The sequence below is a fragment of the Nocardia violaceofusca NBRC 14427 genome (genome assembly GCF_963869435.1).
Classification (GTDB): Bacteria; Actinomycetota; Actinomycetes; order Mycobacteriales; family Mycobacteriaceae; genus Nocardia; species Nocardia aobensis.
Genome location: NZ_CAWMPM010000032.1, coordinates 24718 through 41262, shown reverse-complemented (window position 1 = coordinate 41262; position 16545 = coordinate 24718). Strand labels below are relative to the sequence as shown.

16 protein-coding genes are annotated in these 16545 nt (G+C 68.8%); 10 read left to right on the top strand and 6 right to left on the bottom strand.

Annotated elements, in window-relative coordinates; genetic code table 11:
- Nucleotides 1-11 precede the first annotated feature (11 nt).
- Nucleotides 12-1181 carry a VWA domain-containing protein gene (locus AC5592_RS25465; protein ID WP_063065650.1) on the top strand — a complete coding sequence of 390 codons (1170 nt, stop codon included), beginning with the start codon at nt 12-14 and terminating at the stop codon, nt 1179-1181.
- A gap of 246 nt (nt 1182-1427) precedes the next feature.
- Nucleotides 1428-1970, top strand: coding sequence for a hypothetical protein (locus tag AC5592_RS25460; protein ID WP_063065676.1), 543 nt, complete (start codon nt 1428-1430; stop codon nt 1968-1970).
- A 66-nt stretch (nt 1971-2036) separates the two neighbouring features.
- On the opposite strand, the gene AC5592_RS25455 is transcribed toward AC5592_RS25460, so the two are convergent.
- Complete coding sequence (locus AC5592_RS25455; protein ID WP_063065649.1) at nt 2037-4556, bottom strand: ABC transporter permease; 2520 nt, start codon at nt 4554-4556, stop codon at nt 2037-2039.
- Nucleotides 4557-4630: 74 nt separating this feature from the next.
- Nucleotides 4631-5395 (bottom strand): ABC transporter ATP-binding protein, encoded by a 765-nt coding sequence (locus AC5592_RS25450; protein ID WP_063065648.1) that lies wholly within the window; start codon nt 5393-5395, stop codon nt 4631-4633.
- A 123-nt stretch (nt 5396-5518) separates the two neighbouring features.
- On the opposite strand from AC5592_RS25450, the gene AC5592_RS25445 reads away from it, so the two are divergent.
- Complete coding sequence (locus tag AC5592_RS25445) at nt 5519-6277, top strand: phosphatase PAP2 family protein (RefSeq protein WP_063065647.1); 759 nt, start codon at nt 5519-5521, stop codon at nt 6275-6277.
- Here AC5592_RS25445 and AC5592_RS25440 read toward each other — a convergent pair.
- Entirely contained in the window at nt 6213-7454 is a 1242-nt protein-coding gene (locus AC5592_RS25440) for a serine/threonine-protein kinase (RefSeq protein ID WP_063065646.1), read from the bottom strand. The genes AC5592_RS25445 and AC5592_RS25440 overlap by 65 nt on opposite strands.
- A 151-nt stretch (nt 7455-7605) precedes the next feature.
- Here AC5592_RS25440 and AC5592_RS25435 point away from each other — a divergent pair, with 151 nt between their 5' ends.
- The 4 genes from AC5592_RS25435 to AC5592_RS25420 all read left to right on the top strand — a co-directional run bounded on the left by AC5592_RS25435 (nt 7606) and on the right by AC5592_RS25420 (nt 11680).
- Complete coding sequence (locus AC5592_RS25435) at nt 7606-8376, top strand: deoxyribonuclease IV (protein WP_063065645.1); 771 nt, start codon at nt 7606-7608, stop codon at nt 8374-8376.
- Between the two features lie 120 nt (nt 8377-8496).
- Nucleotides 8497-9426, top strand: coding sequence for a TauD/TfdA dioxygenase family protein (locus AC5592_RS25430; protein ID WP_063065644.1), 930 nt, complete (start codon nt 8497-8499; stop codon nt 9424-9426).
- 33 nt (nt 9427-9459) lie between these two features.
- Nucleotides 9460-10668: a CaiB/BaiF CoA transferase family protein gene (locus AC5592_RS25425; RefSeq protein ID WP_063065643.1), complete on the top strand. Its 1209-nt coding sequence runs from the start codon at nt 9460-9462 to the stop codon at nt 10666-10668.
- Between the two features lie 70 nt (nt 10669-10738).
- Complete coding sequence (locus AC5592_RS25420) at nt 10739-11680, top strand: hydroxymethylglutaryl-CoA lyase-like TIM-barrel protein (protein WP_063065675.1); 942 nt, start codon at nt 10739-10741, stop codon at nt 11678-11680.
- Between the two features lie 13 nt (nt 11681-11693).
- Here AC5592_RS25420 and AC5592_RS25415 read toward each other — a convergent pair whose 3' ends face one another.
- Nucleotides 11694-12443, bottom strand: coding sequence for a TetR/AcrR family transcriptional regulator (locus tag AC5592_RS25415; RefSeq protein WP_232329547.1), 750 nt, complete (start codon nt 12441-12443; stop codon nt 11694-11696).
- A 48-nt stretch (nt 12444-12491) separates the two neighbouring features.
- Between AC5592_RS25415 and AC5592_RS25410 the strand changes: the two genes are divergently transcribed.
- The gene (locus tag AC5592_RS25410) at nt 12492-14060 is read left to right on the top strand and encodes an FAD-dependent monooxygenase (RefSeq protein ID WP_232329546.1); all 1569 of its coding nucleotides are present in this window, start codon (nt 12492-12494) and stop codon (nt 14058-14060) included.
- Nucleotides 14061-14114: 54 nt separating this feature from the next.
- Entirely contained in the window at nt 14115-14549 is a 435-nt protein-coding gene (locus AC5592_RS25405) for an SgcJ/EcaC family oxidoreductase (protein ID WP_036504610.1), read from the top strand.
- Between the two features lie 5 nt (nt 14550-14554).
- Here AC5592_RS25405 and AC5592_RS25400 read toward each other — a convergent pair whose 3' ends face one another.
- Nucleotides 14555-15379 (bottom strand): GNAT family N-acetyltransferase, encoded by an 825-nt coding sequence (locus AC5592_RS25400; RefSeq protein WP_063820412.1) that lies wholly within the window; start codon nt 15377-15379, stop codon nt 14555-14557.
- A gap of 62 nt (nt 15380-15441) precedes the next feature.
- Nucleotides 15442-15693 carry a hypothetical protein gene (locus tag AC5592_RS25395; RefSeq protein WP_157122187.1) on the bottom strand — a complete coding sequence of 84 codons (252 nt, stop codon included), beginning with the start codon at nt 15691-15693 and terminating at the stop codon, nt 15442-15444.
- Between the two features lie 285 nt (nt 15694-15978).
- Here AC5592_RS25395 and AC5592_RS25390 point away from each other — a divergent pair, with 285 nt between their 5' ends.
- The gene (locus AC5592_RS25390; protein ID WP_036504613.1) at nt 15979-16518 is read left to right on the top strand and encodes a hypothetical protein; all 540 of its coding nucleotides are present in this window, start codon (nt 15979-15981) and stop codon (nt 16516-16518) included.
- Nucleotides 16519-16545: the final 27 nt, after the last annotated feature.

The window sequence follows — 16545 nt, the reverse complement described above, 5'->3', positions numbered from 1 at the left end:
AGGAGCCGACGATGACACGGATCGAATCGGACGAGGCGCAGGCCCGGCGCTGGCGGCTGGTCCTCGGCGCTCCCGCCGAGGAAGGACTCGGCGGGCTCGCCGCGGCCGAGGACGCGGCGATGGACCGGGCGCTGTCGGCGCTCTACAACGGCGACGAACACACCCCGTCGGACAAGCGCGCCGCCGGCCTGGGCGGTTCGGCGCCGAAGGTCGCCCGGTGGCTGGGCGATATCCGCACCTACTTCCCGTCGACGGTGGTCGAGGTCATGCAGCGCGATGCCATCGACCGTCTGCAGCTCACACAACTGCTGCTCGAGCCCGAACTGCTCGAGGCGGTCGAACCCGACGTCCAGCTCGTCGGCACCCTGCTCAGCCTGAACCGCATGATGCCCGAAACCACCCGTGCCACAGCGCGAGTCGTGGTGGAGAAGGTGGTGCGCGATATCGAACGCCGGCTCGCCGCGCGCACCGTCGCGGCGGTGTCCGGTGCGCTGAACCGCGCGGCCCGGGTGTCTCGTCCGCGGCTGCGCGATATCGACTGGGACCGGACCATCCGCCGCAACCTCGCCCACTACCTGCCCGAACACCGCACGGTGGTGCCACAGCAGCTGGTCGGCTACGGGCGCAAGGCGCAGGCGGTGCGGCGGGAGGTGGTGCTCGCGATCGACCAATCGGGGTCCATGGCGGCCAGCGTCGTCTACGCCTCCGTCTTCGGTGCGGTGCTCGCGTCGATGCGCTCGCTGAAGACCTCACTGGTGGTCTTCGACACGGCGGTGGTGGATCTCACCGAGCAACTGTCGGATCCGGTGGATGTGCTGTTCGGCACACAACTCGGTGGCGGGACCGATATCAATCGGGCCATCGCCTACTGCGGGCAACTGATCACCCGGCCCGCCGACACCCTGTTCGTCCTGATCTCCGACCTGTACGAGGGCGGCATCCGCGACGAGATGTTGCGACGGGTCTCGACCATGAAGGAGGCCGGCGTCCAGGTTCTGGTGCTGCTGGCGCTCTCCGACGAGGGCGCCCCCGCCTACGACCACGACAACGCCGCCGCCCTCGCCGCACTGGGAGTCCCCGCCTTCGCGTGCACCCCCGACCGCTTTCCCGATCTGCTGTCGGTGGCCCTCGACCGCGGCGATGTGGCGACGTGGGCCCGCTCGCACGCCGGCGGCCGATGACCACCCGAGGCACGCCCGCATGCGCGGGCATCGAAAGGGGTTGCCGGGGCGTGGTTCTCACGGCCCGCAGGACCGCGGCGCGACTACCTGCTGTTCTCGGCGCGGGGCGGGCTTTCGCGCCCGCGCGGGCCGCGTGGATCGGCGGGCCGCGCGCCGGCGCGGAAATCGACGCGATAACTTGGACCGGTGTTGAAGAATTCCGTGGCCACGACGGCAGGAGCATGGCGGGTAGGTGACGGCACTGCGGTGTCATTTCGCGAGGCGGCGGTGGCCTGGGCATTGGCCGCACATGCCGAACTGGCCGAAACCGCGACCGGATACGGGCATTTCATCACTGTGAACGAGTTGGCCGAACGGATTCAGGACGTGTCCGGTGTGCACACCGAGGCGCCGACGCGCACCTGGATGGCCGCGATTCTGCGGAAGGTCGCGCGGCGCTGCCACGGCGCCGGCGAGCCGCCGCTGACCGCGCTGTGCGTACGCCAGAACCACACCGTCGGCGACGACTACAAATACGTGCTCGAACTCGCCGGCCTGCCGATTCCCGACGACCTCGAACTCCACGCGGCCTACGCCCGCTGGCAGTGCTATCAGCACTACGGCGCGGAGATGCCCGCGGAGGTCGGTGTTCCACCGCTGACGCCGAAGGTGGACGCGCGCCGCCGCGGTCGCGGTGTGACGAAAACCGCGGTGGCACAGGAGGACAAATTCTCCGAGCCGCGACCGGCGGTCTGCTCGCAGTGCTTCATCCAGCTGCCCGCCGGCGGCGTCTGCCAGTACTGCGTCTGATCCCGATCCGGGCCGGCCGCTGAACGCATCTGCGCCCAGCGGCCGTGCCCGCACGGATGGTGTCTCTCACAGATCGGCGATAGCCGCCAGCGGCGGTGTGCGGGCGGCGCGCACACCCGGCCACAGCGCAGCGAGCACCCCGACCACGGCCGAGCCGATCAGCATGCCCACGATCTGGCCCCACGGCACGGTGATCGTGCTCAAACCCAGATCCGACAGCGTGCGCAGGAATCCGACGCCGAGTCCCAGCCCCAGGACCACCCCGACCACGGCGCCGAAGATCGCGATCAGCATGGATTCGAGATAGATCGTGCGCCGGACCTGTGGTCGCTGCATGCCCACGGCGCGGAGCATGCCGATTTCGCGCCGCCGCTCGACGACCGAGAGGGCGAGCGTGTTCACGATGCCCAGGATCGCGATCACCACCGCCAATGCCAGCAGCCCGTACAGGATGGCGAGCATGGTGTTGATCTGTTTGCCCTGCGCGCCTTTGAATTCCTCACGGTCCTGCACCTGCACCACCACGTAGGACGCGGTCGCCTTCTCCAGATTGCCCCGCATCGCGGCGACGTCGGCGCCCGGCGCGGCCTTGACCAGCACGATCAGGTCGGTGCGGAACGCCACCGGCATCACCTGGTTGTAGAGGTCCGGCGCCACCACCAGGGGGCCGAGCAACTGGCTGTCGGCATAGATGCCGGCGACGGTCACCGAGAACTTCTTGTTGTCCACACTGGTGACCTCGACACGGTCGCCCGCATGCCAATGACGGTCGCCCGCTTCGGTTTCCGAAACCAGCAGAGACTCGCCGGTGAGGTTGTCGGTGCCCTGGCGGATGTCGTAGTGCAGGACCTGCCCCATCGGCCCGTCCGGCGAGGTGCCGGTGACCTGGTCGTCGCCCACGCGCAGCGCGACGCCGCGGAAGGCCACCACATCGGACACGTCCGGCACCGAGCGCGCCGCCTCCGCGGCACCCAGCGGCACCCCGATCATCTGCGGCCCGGCCAGCACGTAGTCGGCGTTGACACCCTTGTCGACGAGTTCGCCGACACTGGCCTTCGCCGAGGCGCCGAGCATGCCGATCGCCGAGACCAGCATCAATCCCAAAGTGAGCGCGAACGCGGTGGCGGCGGTGCGGCGTGGATTGCGCACGGCGTTGTTGCGCGCCATCGCGCCGATCGCGCCGAACGGACGCACCAGCAGACCCAGTGCCCCGACCACCGGCCGCGACAATGCGGGTGAGGCGAAGAGCACCGCGAAAATCAGTGCCGCGGCGCCGACTCCGACCGTGGCCGCGGCGTTGCCGCCGGTGTTGCGCGCCCCGAGCACCACCAGGATCGCCCCGATCACGGCCAGCACCGCACCGATCACCGTGCGCACGCGCAGCGATTCACCGACCGAGGCGAACTCCTCTCGCATCGCCTCCACCGGCGGAATCTTGGCCGCCCGCCGCGCGGGTGCGTAGGCGCTGGCCACGGTCACCACCAGGCCGATGCCGATCGCCGCCAGCACGGTCCGCGGCAATACCTGCATGGTTCCGGTGGGCAGTCCGAGGTCGAAGGCGTTGAGCAGCGCGGAAAGTCCGAAGGCCAGCCCGATGCCGCCGGCCAGTCCGAGCAGGCTGCCGATCAGGCCGATCACGAAGGCCTCCGCCACCACCGACAATCCGACCTGGCGCCGCCCGGCCCCGACCGCCCGCAACAGCGCCAGCTCCCGCAACCGCTGCGCCACGATCATCGAGAAGGTGTTGTAGATGATGAACGTGCCGACCAGCAGCGCGATCGCACCGAAGGCGAGCAGGAAGTAGTTGACGAATTTCAGGGCGTTGCCGACCTGCGCCTTCAGGTCGGCGCGTACCTGATCGCCGTCCATGACCTTGTATTCCGGCGCCACCTTCGCGATCCGGTCGCGCAACGTATCCGGCGAAACTCCGGGTACGGCGGCCACATCCACGTAGGCGACATGCGCGCCGTCGGTGAACAGTTCCCGGGCCTGCGCGTCGTCCAGGAGCAGCCCGATGAATCCGCCGGTGTCCGAGGACACCGTGTAGATGCCGCTGACGGTCATATCGATCGTGCCGCGGGAGGGAATCAGCACCTTGGCCTTGTCCCCCACGTGCAATCCGGCTCGGTCGGCCCCGCCGGAATTGATCGCGATCTGCCCCGGTGTCACCGGCGCGACGCCGTCGACGAAATGCTCCGGGTCGGCGATCGCCTTGTCGGGCGGCAGATACGACCGCCCCCAACTCGGCGCGCCGCCCGTCTGGACCGCATGCCCGTCCTTCAGCAGGACGACGGGCCCCTGTACCGCCGGCGCGACCGCGCGCACGCCGTCGGACGTCGCGACCTTCGCGACCAGTTCGTTCGGAACACCCAGCGACTGCGTGTGTTTCGGCTCCACCCGTACGTCGACTCCCTTCGCCTGGTCGGCGAAGATGCCGTCGAAGGTGCGCTGCAGGGTGTCGGTGAAGACGAAAGAGCCTGCGACGAAAGCGGTTCCGAGCACGACCGACAGCAATGTCAGCGCCAGCCGCACCTTGTGCGCGGCCAGATTGCGCAAGGCCACCTTGCGCATCGGTGATCCAGCCATGACCTATGCCTCCAGCGTCTTGCGGGACACCCGCACCCGGTCGGCGAGATGAGCCGCTGCGCGATTGTCGCTCATCACGCCTCCAGGGACTTCATGCGGTCCAGCACCGAATCCGCTGTCGGATCGCGCAATTCGTCGACGATGCGCCCGTCGGCGAGGAAGATCACGCGGTCGGCGTAGGAGGCGGCATGCGGTTCGTGCGTCACGATCACGACCGTCTGACCGAATTCGTCGACCGCCGCCCGCAGAATCGACAGCACCTCACCGGAGGAGCGGGAGTCGAGATTGCCGGTCGGCTCGTCGCCGAAGATGATGTCGGGCCGGCCGACCAGCGCCCGCGCACATGCGACACGCTGCTGCTGCCCGCCCGACAGCTCACTCGGCCGATGGTCGAGGCGATCGCCCAGACCGAGACGGCCGATCACGGTGTCCAGCCACTCCTGATCGGGTTTGCGGCCCGCGATATCCAGCGGCAGGGTGATGTTCTCGAGCGCGGTCAGCGTCGGCACCAGGTTGAATGCCTGGAAGACGAAGCCGATGCGGTCGCGACGCAGGCGCGTCATCTGTTTGTCCGACAGCCCGGTCAGCGCGGTGTCGCCGATGTGCACCGTGCCCGACGTGGTGCTGTCGAGCCCGGCCAGGCAGTGCATCAATGTCGATTTTCCGGAGCCGGACGGGCCCATGATCGCGGTGAACTCCCGCTGGGCGAAGTCGGCCGAAACCCCGTCGAGGGCGCGGACCTGGGTGTCTCCGGATCCGTACAGTTTCATCAGGTCGGTGGCGCGGGCCGCGAGCGTGGTCGCCGCGGCGGGTTCGGTGCCCAGGGCATCGGCAGTCATGGTCTCCAGTCTGGCCAAACCGGCGTGCGGGCGCCATCAGGATTTCCCCCCAATACCTGGGGCGCACACCCCCGGCGCACCGGGATGCGGCAGTGCGGGTGGCGACGCACATATCCTCGTGCCATGGCTGCGCTCGCCCCGGTCCTGCTGATGCTCGTCGCTGGGATCGCGCTGGTGCAGCAGGGCATTCTGCGAGGGAAGCCGGTGTCGGTGTTGCTCGTGCCGGCCGCGGCGCTCGGCGGCGCCGCGCAACTGAGCCACGACGTGGTCGACGGCGGCGGCGTCACCCGCATCGACCAGCCGATCACCGACTGGGTGGTCGACCATCGCATCGGCTGGTTGAATCCGGCGATCAGCATCGTCACCGATGCCGGCGGCGTCGCGGCGATGACGACACTCACCATCGTGGCCTGCGCCTGGTTCGGCGTGCGGCGGCAGTGGGCGCGACTGCTGACCACGGCCGCGGTGGGTATCGGGGTGGCCGTGATCGGTTCCGTGCTGAAGTCGGCGATCGGACGGCATCGGCCGCCGGCGGTCGATCAACTGGTCACCGAGACCAGTCCCTCGTTCCCGTCCGGTCACACGCTGGGCAGTACCGCCGTGGTCGGGGCGCTCGCCGCCATGGTCGTGCTGTCGTCGCGCGGGCGCGCGGTGCGCGTCGCGGCCGTCGCGGTCGCGGCGTTGTTCGCCGTGGTGATCGGCCTGACCCGGATCTATCTCGGCGTGCACTGGGCCACCGATGTGCTGGCGGGGTGGGCGATCGGCCTGGTCTGGCTCGCGCTGTGCCTCGGTCCCTACCTGTGGTGGCGGGCCCGGGTCAGCTCGACAACGCGGCCAGCAGCACCAGAACCACCAGCAGCAGCACCACCGCGCCGACGATGATGCCGATGATCACCCCGGTATTCGATTTCGGCGCCTGGTTCTGCCGGATCTGATTCATCGGCGGTAGCGGCGGCCGGTGTCCGTAGGGCTGGTTGTACTGGTTGAACTGGCCGGACGCACCGTAGGGCTGCGGCTGATTCACCGGTCGCGCGGCGGTGGCGGGATACGGCTGGGGGACGGCGCCGTGCGGCGGCATCGGTTGCGGCCGGGCCGCATGCGGCACCGACGGACCGGTCGCGGGCCGGTGCACGACCGGCTGTCCCGGCCCGGTCCCCGGCCGGCCGGTCGTCGGCATCGGTGGACCGGTGTAGGGGCGGCCGACCGTAGGCATGCGCGGCGCACTGGCCGGGGAGACCGCCTGGCGGGCGGCGGCGGCGAAGTCCGCACAGCTGCCGAATCGGTCGCTCGCGCGCTTCGCCATCGCCTTCAGCAGGACCGCGTCCAGGCTCGCGGGCAGGCCGGGGCGCACACTGCTCAGCGCCGGCGGCGGGCCCTGCAGATGGCCACGGATCACCGCCGCCGGATTCGGCGCGTTGAACGGTCCCCGGCCGGTGAACAGCCAGAACAGGCTGCACGCCAGCGAATACTGGTCCGAACTGCCGTCCAGCGGCGCGCCGGTGAGCTGTTCGGGTGAGGCATAGGCCAGGGTCGCGGTGAAGGTTCCGGTCTGGGTGAGATGACCGCCGTCGTCGCGCAGGCGGGCGATGCCGAAGTCGGTGAGATACACCCGCTCGCCCTTGCCGCCGGTGGAGCGCGCGAGCAACATGTTGCCCGGCTTCACATCCCGATGCATGACCCCGGCGCCGTGCGCGTAGTCCAGCGCCTCGGCCACCTCGGCGATGATCTGCACGGCCCGCTCCGGCGGCAGCTTCTTCGGATCCACGCTGGCGGCGTCGATACCGTCGATGTACTGCATCGAGATCCAGAGCTGGCCGTCCTCGAGGCCGCGATCGTAGACCGTGACGACCTTGGGATGATCGAGTTGTGCGACCAGGTCGGCCTCGCGCTCGAAGCGGGCCCGGATCTCCGGATCGGCGACCATCTCGCGGTTGAGCAGCTTCAGCGCGGTCATCCGCGGCAATCGCGGATGTTTGGCCAGATAGACCTGCCCCATACCGCCGCGGCCCAACAGTCGTTCGATGACGTAGCCCGCGAACACATCACCGTTGGCCAGCATGCCCCGCTCCCACTTCCCGTGCCGGAATCACCGAAACCATAGCAGTCCACCGGAACCGGCATTCTCGATCGATCGGGCCGCCGGCCCGCGTGAACGCTCGGTCCCCGCCTGTCGCTGCGGGCTGTCGGTGCCTACCGATACGCTCTCTGCCATGCGTATTGGAGCACACGTCCGCCAAGACAGTGATCCGATCGGCTTCGGCGAGCGATTGGGTGCCGACGTCATCCAGATGTTCGTGGTGGATCCGCAGGGCTGGGACAAACCACAGCCGCATCCGCGCGCGGAGGAGATCAAATCCAGCCCGATCGACGTGGTGGTGCATTCCTCCTATCAGATCAACGTGGCCAGCACGAACAACCGATTGCGCATGCCCTCGCGCAACGCGGTCGCGCAGCAGGCGCAGGCCGCGGCCGATCTGGGGGCGTTCGGCCTGGTCGTGCACGGCGGGCACGTGCGCTCGGATGCCGAGATCGAGGCCGGAATCGTCAACTGGCGCAAGCTGTTCGAGCGTCAGCAGGACAAGGGCGGCTTCGCGGTGCCGATTCTCATCGAGAACACCGCCGGCGGTAATCACGCCATGGCGCGCCATTTCGATTCGATCGCCCGGCTGTGGGATGCGGTCGGCGACTTCGGCGCCGGCTTCTGCCTCGACACCTGCCACGCCTGGGCGGGCGGCGAGGAGTTGATCGGCGTCGTCGACCGGATCCGCGCGATCACCGGCCGCATCGATCTGGTGCATCTGAACTCCTCGCGCGACGACTTCAACTCCGGGGCCGACCGGCACGCCAACTTCGCCGACGGCACCATCGACCCGCAGTTGCTCGCCGAGGTGTGCCGCACCGCAGATGCACCCGTGGTGCTGGAAACCCCGGCCGAAGGTGTCGCCGAGGACCTCGCCTACCTGCGCGAACACGTCGACTGAGCCACGTCGGCCGGCGCAGCGCCGGCGCCCTCTTTGTGATCGCGCTGACCGTAAACCTGGTCGCGCGCGGGCCTCGATGGTGTGCTCGGAACGTAGCAAGTTCCGAGCGAAAGGCCCTCCATGTCAAGCGATCACGCAGCAGAGTCCGTGTCCGTGGTGAAACTCGGAACCCACATCGGCGCACGCATCGACGGCGTCCGGCTCGGCGGGGATCTGGCTCCGGAGACCGTGGCGGCCATCCGCGCGGCCCTCAACGAGCACAAGGTGATCTTCTTCCGTGATCAGCACCATCTCACCGAGGACGGTCAGCACGAATTCGCGCAGCTGCTCGGCAGCCCGACCACCCCGCATCCGACGGTCACGTCCAAGGGTGTGAAGAGCCTGGCGATCGATTCCCACCACGGCCGCGCCAACAGCTGGCACAGCGATGTCACCTTCGTCGACCGCATTCCGAAGGCCTCGATCCTGCGGGCGGTGACCCTGCCCAGCTACGGCGGCTCGACCACCTGGGCCTCGACCGTGGCCGCCTACGCCTCGCTGCCGGAACCGCTGAAGCGGCTGGCCGAGGAGTTGCGCGCGGTGCACACCAACAAGTACGACTATGCCGCGAGCCACGAGGAGCAGCCGGACCCCAACGCGCAGGCCTACCGCGAGGAATTCCAGTCGACCTACTACGAGACCGAGCATCCGGTGGTGCGGGTTCACCCCGAGACGGGTGAGCGCGCTCTGCTGCTCGGACATTTCGTCAAGCAGTTCGTGGGTCTGTCCACCAACGAGTCACATGCGCTGTTCCGCCTGCTCCAGGATCGGGTGACCCGGCTCGAGCACACCACGCGGTGGAACTGGTCGCTCGGCGACGTGGCGATCTGGGACAACCGTGCCACTCAGCACTACGCGATCGACGACTACGACGGCGCCGAGCACCGTCAGCTCACCCGCATCACACTGGCGGGAGACATCCCGGTGGGCGTGGACGGCCGGACCAGCCTCAGCATCGCCGGTAACGCCGACCACTACTCGATCATCGAGGATCTGGCCGAGGTGGCCTGATCCGCCGGCGCCGGCCGGTGGTTGAATCGGTACATGGAGATTCGACCGCTGGCCGGCGTTCGGGTACTGGAACTGGGCAACTACATCGCGGCGCCGACCGCGGGGCGCATCCTCGGTGACTTCGGCGCCGAGGTGATCAAGGTCGAGCGCCCGAAAACCGGTGACGAGCTGCGCAATTGGCGGCTCTACGGCGGCGACACCTCGATGCTGTATCGCACGGTGAACCGCAACAAGAAGTCGATCACCCTCGACCTGCGCACCGACGCGGGCCGGGCGATCGTGCTGGATCTGATCCGGCAGTGCGATGTGCTGCTGGAGAATTTCCGGCCCGGGATGCTGGAGAAGTGGGGGCTGGGTCCGGAGGTGCTCGACGAGGCCAATCCGGACCTGGTCATCACCCGTATCTCCGCCTACGGGCAGACCGGACCGCTCTCGCAGCGGCCGGGTTTCGCCGCGGTCGCGGAGGCGATCGGCGGGCTGCGCGAGCTGGTCGGCGATCCGGATCGGCCGCCGGTGCGGGTGGGCGTGTCGATCGGGGATTCCATCGCGGGGATCTACGCCGCCTTCGGCACGGTGCTGGCACTGTTCCAGCGCAGGGGGGCCGAGGAGCGAATCCCGTTGCCGCAGCGCATTATCGATGTGGCGCTGAACGAATCGATTCTCTCCGTGATGGAATCGCTGGTCCCCGACTACGAAGCGTACGGCATCAACCGCCAGCGCGTCGGCGGGCGGATGGAAGGGATCGCACCGAGTAACGCCTACCCGTGTGCCGACGGCACCAGCATCATCATCGGCGGCAACGGCGACGCGATCTTCCGCCGCTATATGCAGGTGATCGAGCGCCCCGATCTCGCCGAGGATCCGGAATTGCAGGACAACGCGGGCCGCTGGCGCCACCGCGACCGCCTCGACGCCGCGATCGGCGAATGGAGTGTGCGCCACACCCGCGACGAGGCGCTGGCGATCCTCGAACAGGCGGCCATTCCGTGCGGCCCGATCTACACCGCCGCCGATATCGTCGCCGACGAACAGTATCGGGCGCGCAACATGATTCAGCACTTCCCGGTCGACGTCGGCGCCGCCGAACCGAAACAGGTCGCCTTCACCGGCATCGTCCCGGTGATCGGCGAGCGTTCGCTCCCCATCCGCACGGTAGGCCCCGACTTGGGCGAACACACCCGCGAGGTCCTTTCGGAACTGCTGGGAATGTCGGACGCCGACATCGATGGCCTGGAGGCGTGATGAGCGACAATCGCGCAGCGGCTCGTCTCGCCGACCGGGTGCGGGTGTCCCGCAAGACACTGGAGGCGTGATGAGCGACGTTGTGACCCCAACCACGGGCACGCTGCGGGACGTGACTCTGCGGGACGGACTTCAGTTGACCGGCAAGGTGTTGCCGACCGAGCACAAGGTGGAGATCGCTCGCACCCTGCTCGCCCTGGGCGTGCCGGAACTCGAGATCGGCTCGATGGCACGCCCGGATCTGGTGCCGCCGATGGCCAACTCCCTGGAGGTCGTGGCCGCGCTGACGCCCGAAGAGCTGCAACGCTGTTGGGTGTGGGTGGCGACGCCGCGACAGGTCGCGCGCGCCGCTGAGGCGGGGGTGCGGAAGTTCCAGTACTGCCTGTCGGTGTCGGATGCCCACAACAAGGCCAATATCGGCCGCACGGCAGAGGACAGCGTGGCCGCGATGCCCGAGGCGATCCGGCTGACCGAGGAGGTCGGCGGGTCGATTCAGCTCTGTCTGGCAACGTCTTTCACCTGCCCGTTCGACGGGCCGGTGAATCCGGAGCGGGTGCTGGCCATCGCCGCCGATCCGCGCACCGACGGCGCTGCCGACATCGTGGTCGCCGATACGCTGGGCCAGGCGTATCCGGCGCAGGTGCACGCTCTGATCGCGGCCGTGCGATCGGGAACTCCGCCGCGCCGCATCCTCTTTCACGGCCACGACACCTGGGGTATGGGTGTCGCCAACTCCCTCGCGGCACTGGCCGCGGGCGCGGATGCCGTGGACGGTTCCCTGGGCGGTCTGGGTGGCTGCCCCTTCGCACCGGGGGCGAGTGGCAACACCGCCAGCGAGGACATCCTGTTCGCCACCCGCCCCGGCTGGTTCACACCCGCGGCCCTGGCGACCATGGTCGACCTCACCGAACGGCTGCTGACCGACCTGGGCGAACCCAATCGCTCCCGCACCGCCGAAGGCGCTCGCTCCGAGGCTCGCGCCTTCGAATGGGTTGTACCCAGGCCGGATTAGGCGCTCGCCGGCCCTATCGGGCTCCCGGTTCGTCGAGCCCCATGCGGGCGACGATGCCGTCGAGCAGGCACCGCAGTGTCCACACCACGGGGTCGGCGGGGCCGGAGCCGGTGCGGCCGTGGAACCACCGGGTGAAGGCGGGATAGCGGCCCTCTTCCAGGAGCGGCTCCACCAGTGGTTTCGCGGCCCGGGCGAGCTGGTCGTCGGTGGCCAGCCCCACGCGGGTTCGCATGCGTTGCTCCTCCGCCGCTTGCAGGGCGGCGCCGAACAGATGGCCGTCCACCGCACCGGTCAGCAGTGACAGGTCGTCGGCCGACAGGCCCAGCGGTTCGAGCACGGCGAAGCGGAAATCGAAGTAGCGCAGTGCGTTCGGGCCCAGCGGCGGGCGGCTGTGGACGAGTTCGCCGAACCACAGGTGCCGTCGGATCACGCCCCAGGTGTCCAGCGCCAGACGTTCCAGCGCGTCGCGCCACTGCGCGGTGCTCGCCGAGTCCGAGCCCGCCGACAGCGGTACTTCACCGTAGACGGCGTCGATCATCAGATCGACCAGCCCGTCCTTGCTGCCCACGTAGCGATACAGCGACATCGGCGTGGACGCGCCGACGGCCTGTGCCACCCGGCGCATCGTCAGCGCCCGCGCGCCCTCGGCATCGGCGATCGCCATCCCCGCGCGCAGAATCTCGGCCCGGCTCAGATTCGTCGTCGGCCGGCCGGGCGGTTCCGGCAGAGACCAGATGAGCGGTCCGGGCACTTCCTCGGTCACCGTGCACACCTCCTTGCCGGAATTCAACCATCGGTGTACAACGTACACATGATGTACGATGTACACGCAGACCCGGTGCTGATCGTCGGCGGCGGATTGACCGGCCTGACCGCCGCACTGTTCCTGAAGCATCAGGGCGTTCCGGTGATAGTGGTCGAACGCCGGACCACCACCTCGGCCCAGCCGAAGGCACGCCGGATCAATATCCGCACGATGGAACTGTTCCGCCGGATCGGCATCGCCGAGGCGGTCGAGGACGCGGCCCGCGGACTCTCGGCGCATCAGGCGATGGCGGCGGGCCCCACACTGGCCCGGGCGCAGCGGCTGCCGTTCACATTCCCGGGCGGGCTGCCGGACTGGGATGCGATCACGCCCGCGTCGGCCTGCTTGTGCGCGCAGGATCGGCTGGAGCCCGTCCTGCGCGACCTGGCGCGGGCACGCGGCTGCGATATCCGCTTCGGGGTCGAATGCGTCGACATCGCCGAGGACGCGGCGGGTCTCACCGCGACACTGCGCACAGGTCCGGAACGTGTCGACGCCGTGCGAGCGTCATACCTGGTCGCGGCGGACGGCGCGCACAGCCCGATCCGCGAGCAACTGAATATCGGCCGCCACGGCCGCGGCACACTAGGCCGCGCGGTGAACGTGTACTTCCGCGCGGATCTGGCGGAATTGGTGCGCGGGCGCGAATTCAACCTCTGCCAGATCGAGAACCACCGCATCCCCGGCGCTTTCGCCTCGGTGGACGGCGCACAGCGATGGATCTTCACCAGTTCGGCAGAGGTCGACCGCCCCGCCGACCGCTGGCCCGAACTGCTGCGAGAGGCCATCGGCGTCCCCGACATCGATGTGGAGGTGCTGAGCGTCCTGCCCTGGGAGCCGGGGATGTTCATCGCCGACACCTTCCGATCGGGCCGGGTGTTCCTGGCAGGCGACGCGGCGCACGTGATGCCGCCGTACGCGGCCGCAGGCGCCAATACCGGTATCCAGGACGGCCACAATCTGGCCTGGAAACTGGCGCTGGTGCTGCGTGGCGCGGCATCACCACAACTGCTCGACAGCTACGACAGCGAGCGCCGCCCCCTCGGCCGATACATCGCCGATCAATCCAGTATCCGAACCGCGAACCTGCGCACCATGACTCGCGAATCCACCGACGGCACACCGCTCGCCGACCCGATCGCCCTCGTGCTGGGCACTCGCTATCCCGCGGGCGCGTTCATCGACGACCACAGTCCGCACACCATGGACCACCTGGATCTGACCGGGCAGCCGGGCACCCGGCTGCCCCACCGTTACCTCGCCGACGGCCGCTCCACTCTCGATCTGATCGGAACGAGATTCACACTGCTGATCGGACCGGATTCGCCGGACTGGCAACTCGGCGATCAGCCCGTCGACATCGTTCGCATGGACCGAACATGGTGCGACACCGTCGGTGCGACACCGACGGGCGCGCTTCTGGTCCGCCCGGACCAGGTGATCGCGTGGCGGGTCCCGGCCGCACCGGACGATCCCGCCGCCGCCTTGCGCCGTGCTCTGTCCCGAATCCTGAACGGCGCCGGCCACGCCATCGATCCGCCAGCGGTCCGCGCGGCCGACTTGACCTCGAGTTGAGTTGAGCTTCTAGGTTGGCTGTAGCCCGAGCGCCCGACGACACAGGAGCCAGCCATGACACAGCGTCCCACCCTCGACGACCCCGCGGCCCGCACCACCGCACAGCGGGTGGCCGCCGATTTCGCCGCGGAGCTGCAACGCGCGGGCGAGACCGGCGATGCCGATCTCTACGACCACTCCTTCGCCGCGGATGTGCTGTGGGGCAGCCCGTTCGGCGCCACCGTCGTCGGCTACGACCAGCTCAATCCGATTCACCACCGCCTGATGGCCGGACAGGTGGCACCGCCCTCGACCTTCGAGGTGGTCGCCGCGACCACACCGGCGCCGGGCGTGGTGGTGGCCCAGATCCGCAGGCAGGCAGCCGATCCCGCCGGCTTCTCCGAGACGGCCATGTACGTGCTGGTGGAACGCGACGGCCGGTGGTGGCTCGCGGCCGCTCAGAACACCCCGTTCGAGCCGGAGAAGTCGGCACTGCGGCGCACCGCCTAGCCGCCTCATTGCGACGCGTCGAATACGAACCGCGGGAAATCACCGACCGGCTCGAAACCGATGTCCCGATAGATCTTGTTCGAGGTCGGGTTGGCGAGATCGGCGAACAGGCATACCTGGGAGCCGCTGTCGCGCAGCGCTTTCGACACCCGCGCGGTGGCGGCCGCGGCGTACCCGCGGCGGCGGAATTCGGGCGGAGTGTAGACCGGCCCGATGCGGGTCCAGCCGTATGCGCGCCGCTGATGCGCGACCACGCATACCGGCGCACCCGCGTCCTCCCACAGCCACCACTGCCCCGCGGCGATCCGATCGGGGACCGCACGCGGGTCGGGACCGATGTCCTCCTCGCGCCGCATGCGCTCGGCCCAGCGAACGCACTGATCGATGTCGGAGTCGCCGGCGCGGCGGGCGATGCCGGGCACGGCGGGGACGCGCAGTTCCCCGAGGCGATAGAGCCGCGTCGTCCACTGCAGCCGAAAGGCATTGCCGGACAGACGTTGCCAATGAAGGGCGAATTCCGACGCGGAGTGCGGATCTCCTTCGACCGCGACGACGGCGGGATCGCGGTCGAACAGGGCCGCGGCCACCCCCGGCAGCGCCGGGGCGGGTATGTCACCCAGATACGCACCGTGCCCAGGCGTATCGATGGCGACGCCCACCACCGCATCGCCGTCACAGACCATGGCGAACACCGGTTCGATCGTCATCGCCCCGGCCACGCCGTTGCGGACCATCGTGGCTATGACGGTGTGCCGCAGGGGCTCTCGCGCCAGGCAGTGCCCGGCGCGGGCCTGGAGCTCGAACGGGTCCGTGGTCAGCTCGATCCGCATGCCGACCAACGGTAGGCCCGTCGGAGGACGTCTCCCACCGATTTTTCACGACGGGGCGATTCTCAGGCCGATTGTTGTCCGTCGGCGCGAAGTTTCAGCAGGACCAGACCGGCGGTGCAGGCCAGAATCAGTCCGGCGACAGTGATTTCGACACGAAGGCCCGCGATGCCGAGCACCGCACCGACCAATCCGCCGAGGAAGATCAACCAGGCCGCGATGCGGGAGGTGATCGTCCAGGCGCTGCGTCTGGATTCGGCGGCAGCCGAATCACCCTGTGACACCGCGCGCGTGGGGGATGTCGAATAAGCTCCCATCACTACTCCTCGATGACGCCCACCGAGACTGTCGAAACGTCCGTTTCGCCCGGCAAATAACATGCGTCTCACATGTAACTTCGCTCACACGTTACGTGGCCGCCACCGAAACTCCACGCGACACGTCCCCGCGACACGCCGAACGTATCTACTTCGTTATGTGAAGCGTTGGCTTTTCACGTTACCGTCCGGTATTTTGCGGACCAACCGGCATGCCTGGCCCTGGGTTGCGGCTCTCGGTTACTGTGAGGCCACTCGGAAACAGTTTGAGGGAGCACCACATCCATGGACGACAGGGCGAGCACGGGGGATCGCGCCGATGAGGAGACCCCGGGCCGCCTGAACATGAAGGTCGCGGGTCCCGCGATGGCCGCCGGTGCGGTATCGCTGGGTTTGGTGTTGATCGGGGCGTGCGGGATCGGTCACAAGGACGTCTATGTAGCACCGCCGCCGCTCGCCGCGGATCTGCAGGTGGCCACCACCCCGATCACACGCAGCGGCACCACCACAGCTCCCGCGGTGATCATTCCCCCCTCCCCCTCCTGGCGGGTCGCGGCGAATACGCCGGCGCGGCGCACCACCTCCGCGACGGCGACCGGCACCACGACCGAGGCCGAGCCGAGCTACACGGCGTTCGCACCGCCAGCGCCGACCAGCACCACGCAGACCCCCACCCCGACCACGGAACCGTCCGTCAGCGATCCCTACACCGATCCCGACAGCCCGACGACCACCCGGCCGCATCACGCGCCGCGCACCGTCGAGGAATCCGAACCGACGACCGGCCTCCAGCCCGCGCCGACGAGCGAGGACAGCGGCAACTGACCCGCACACGGAAAAGGGTGGCGGCCG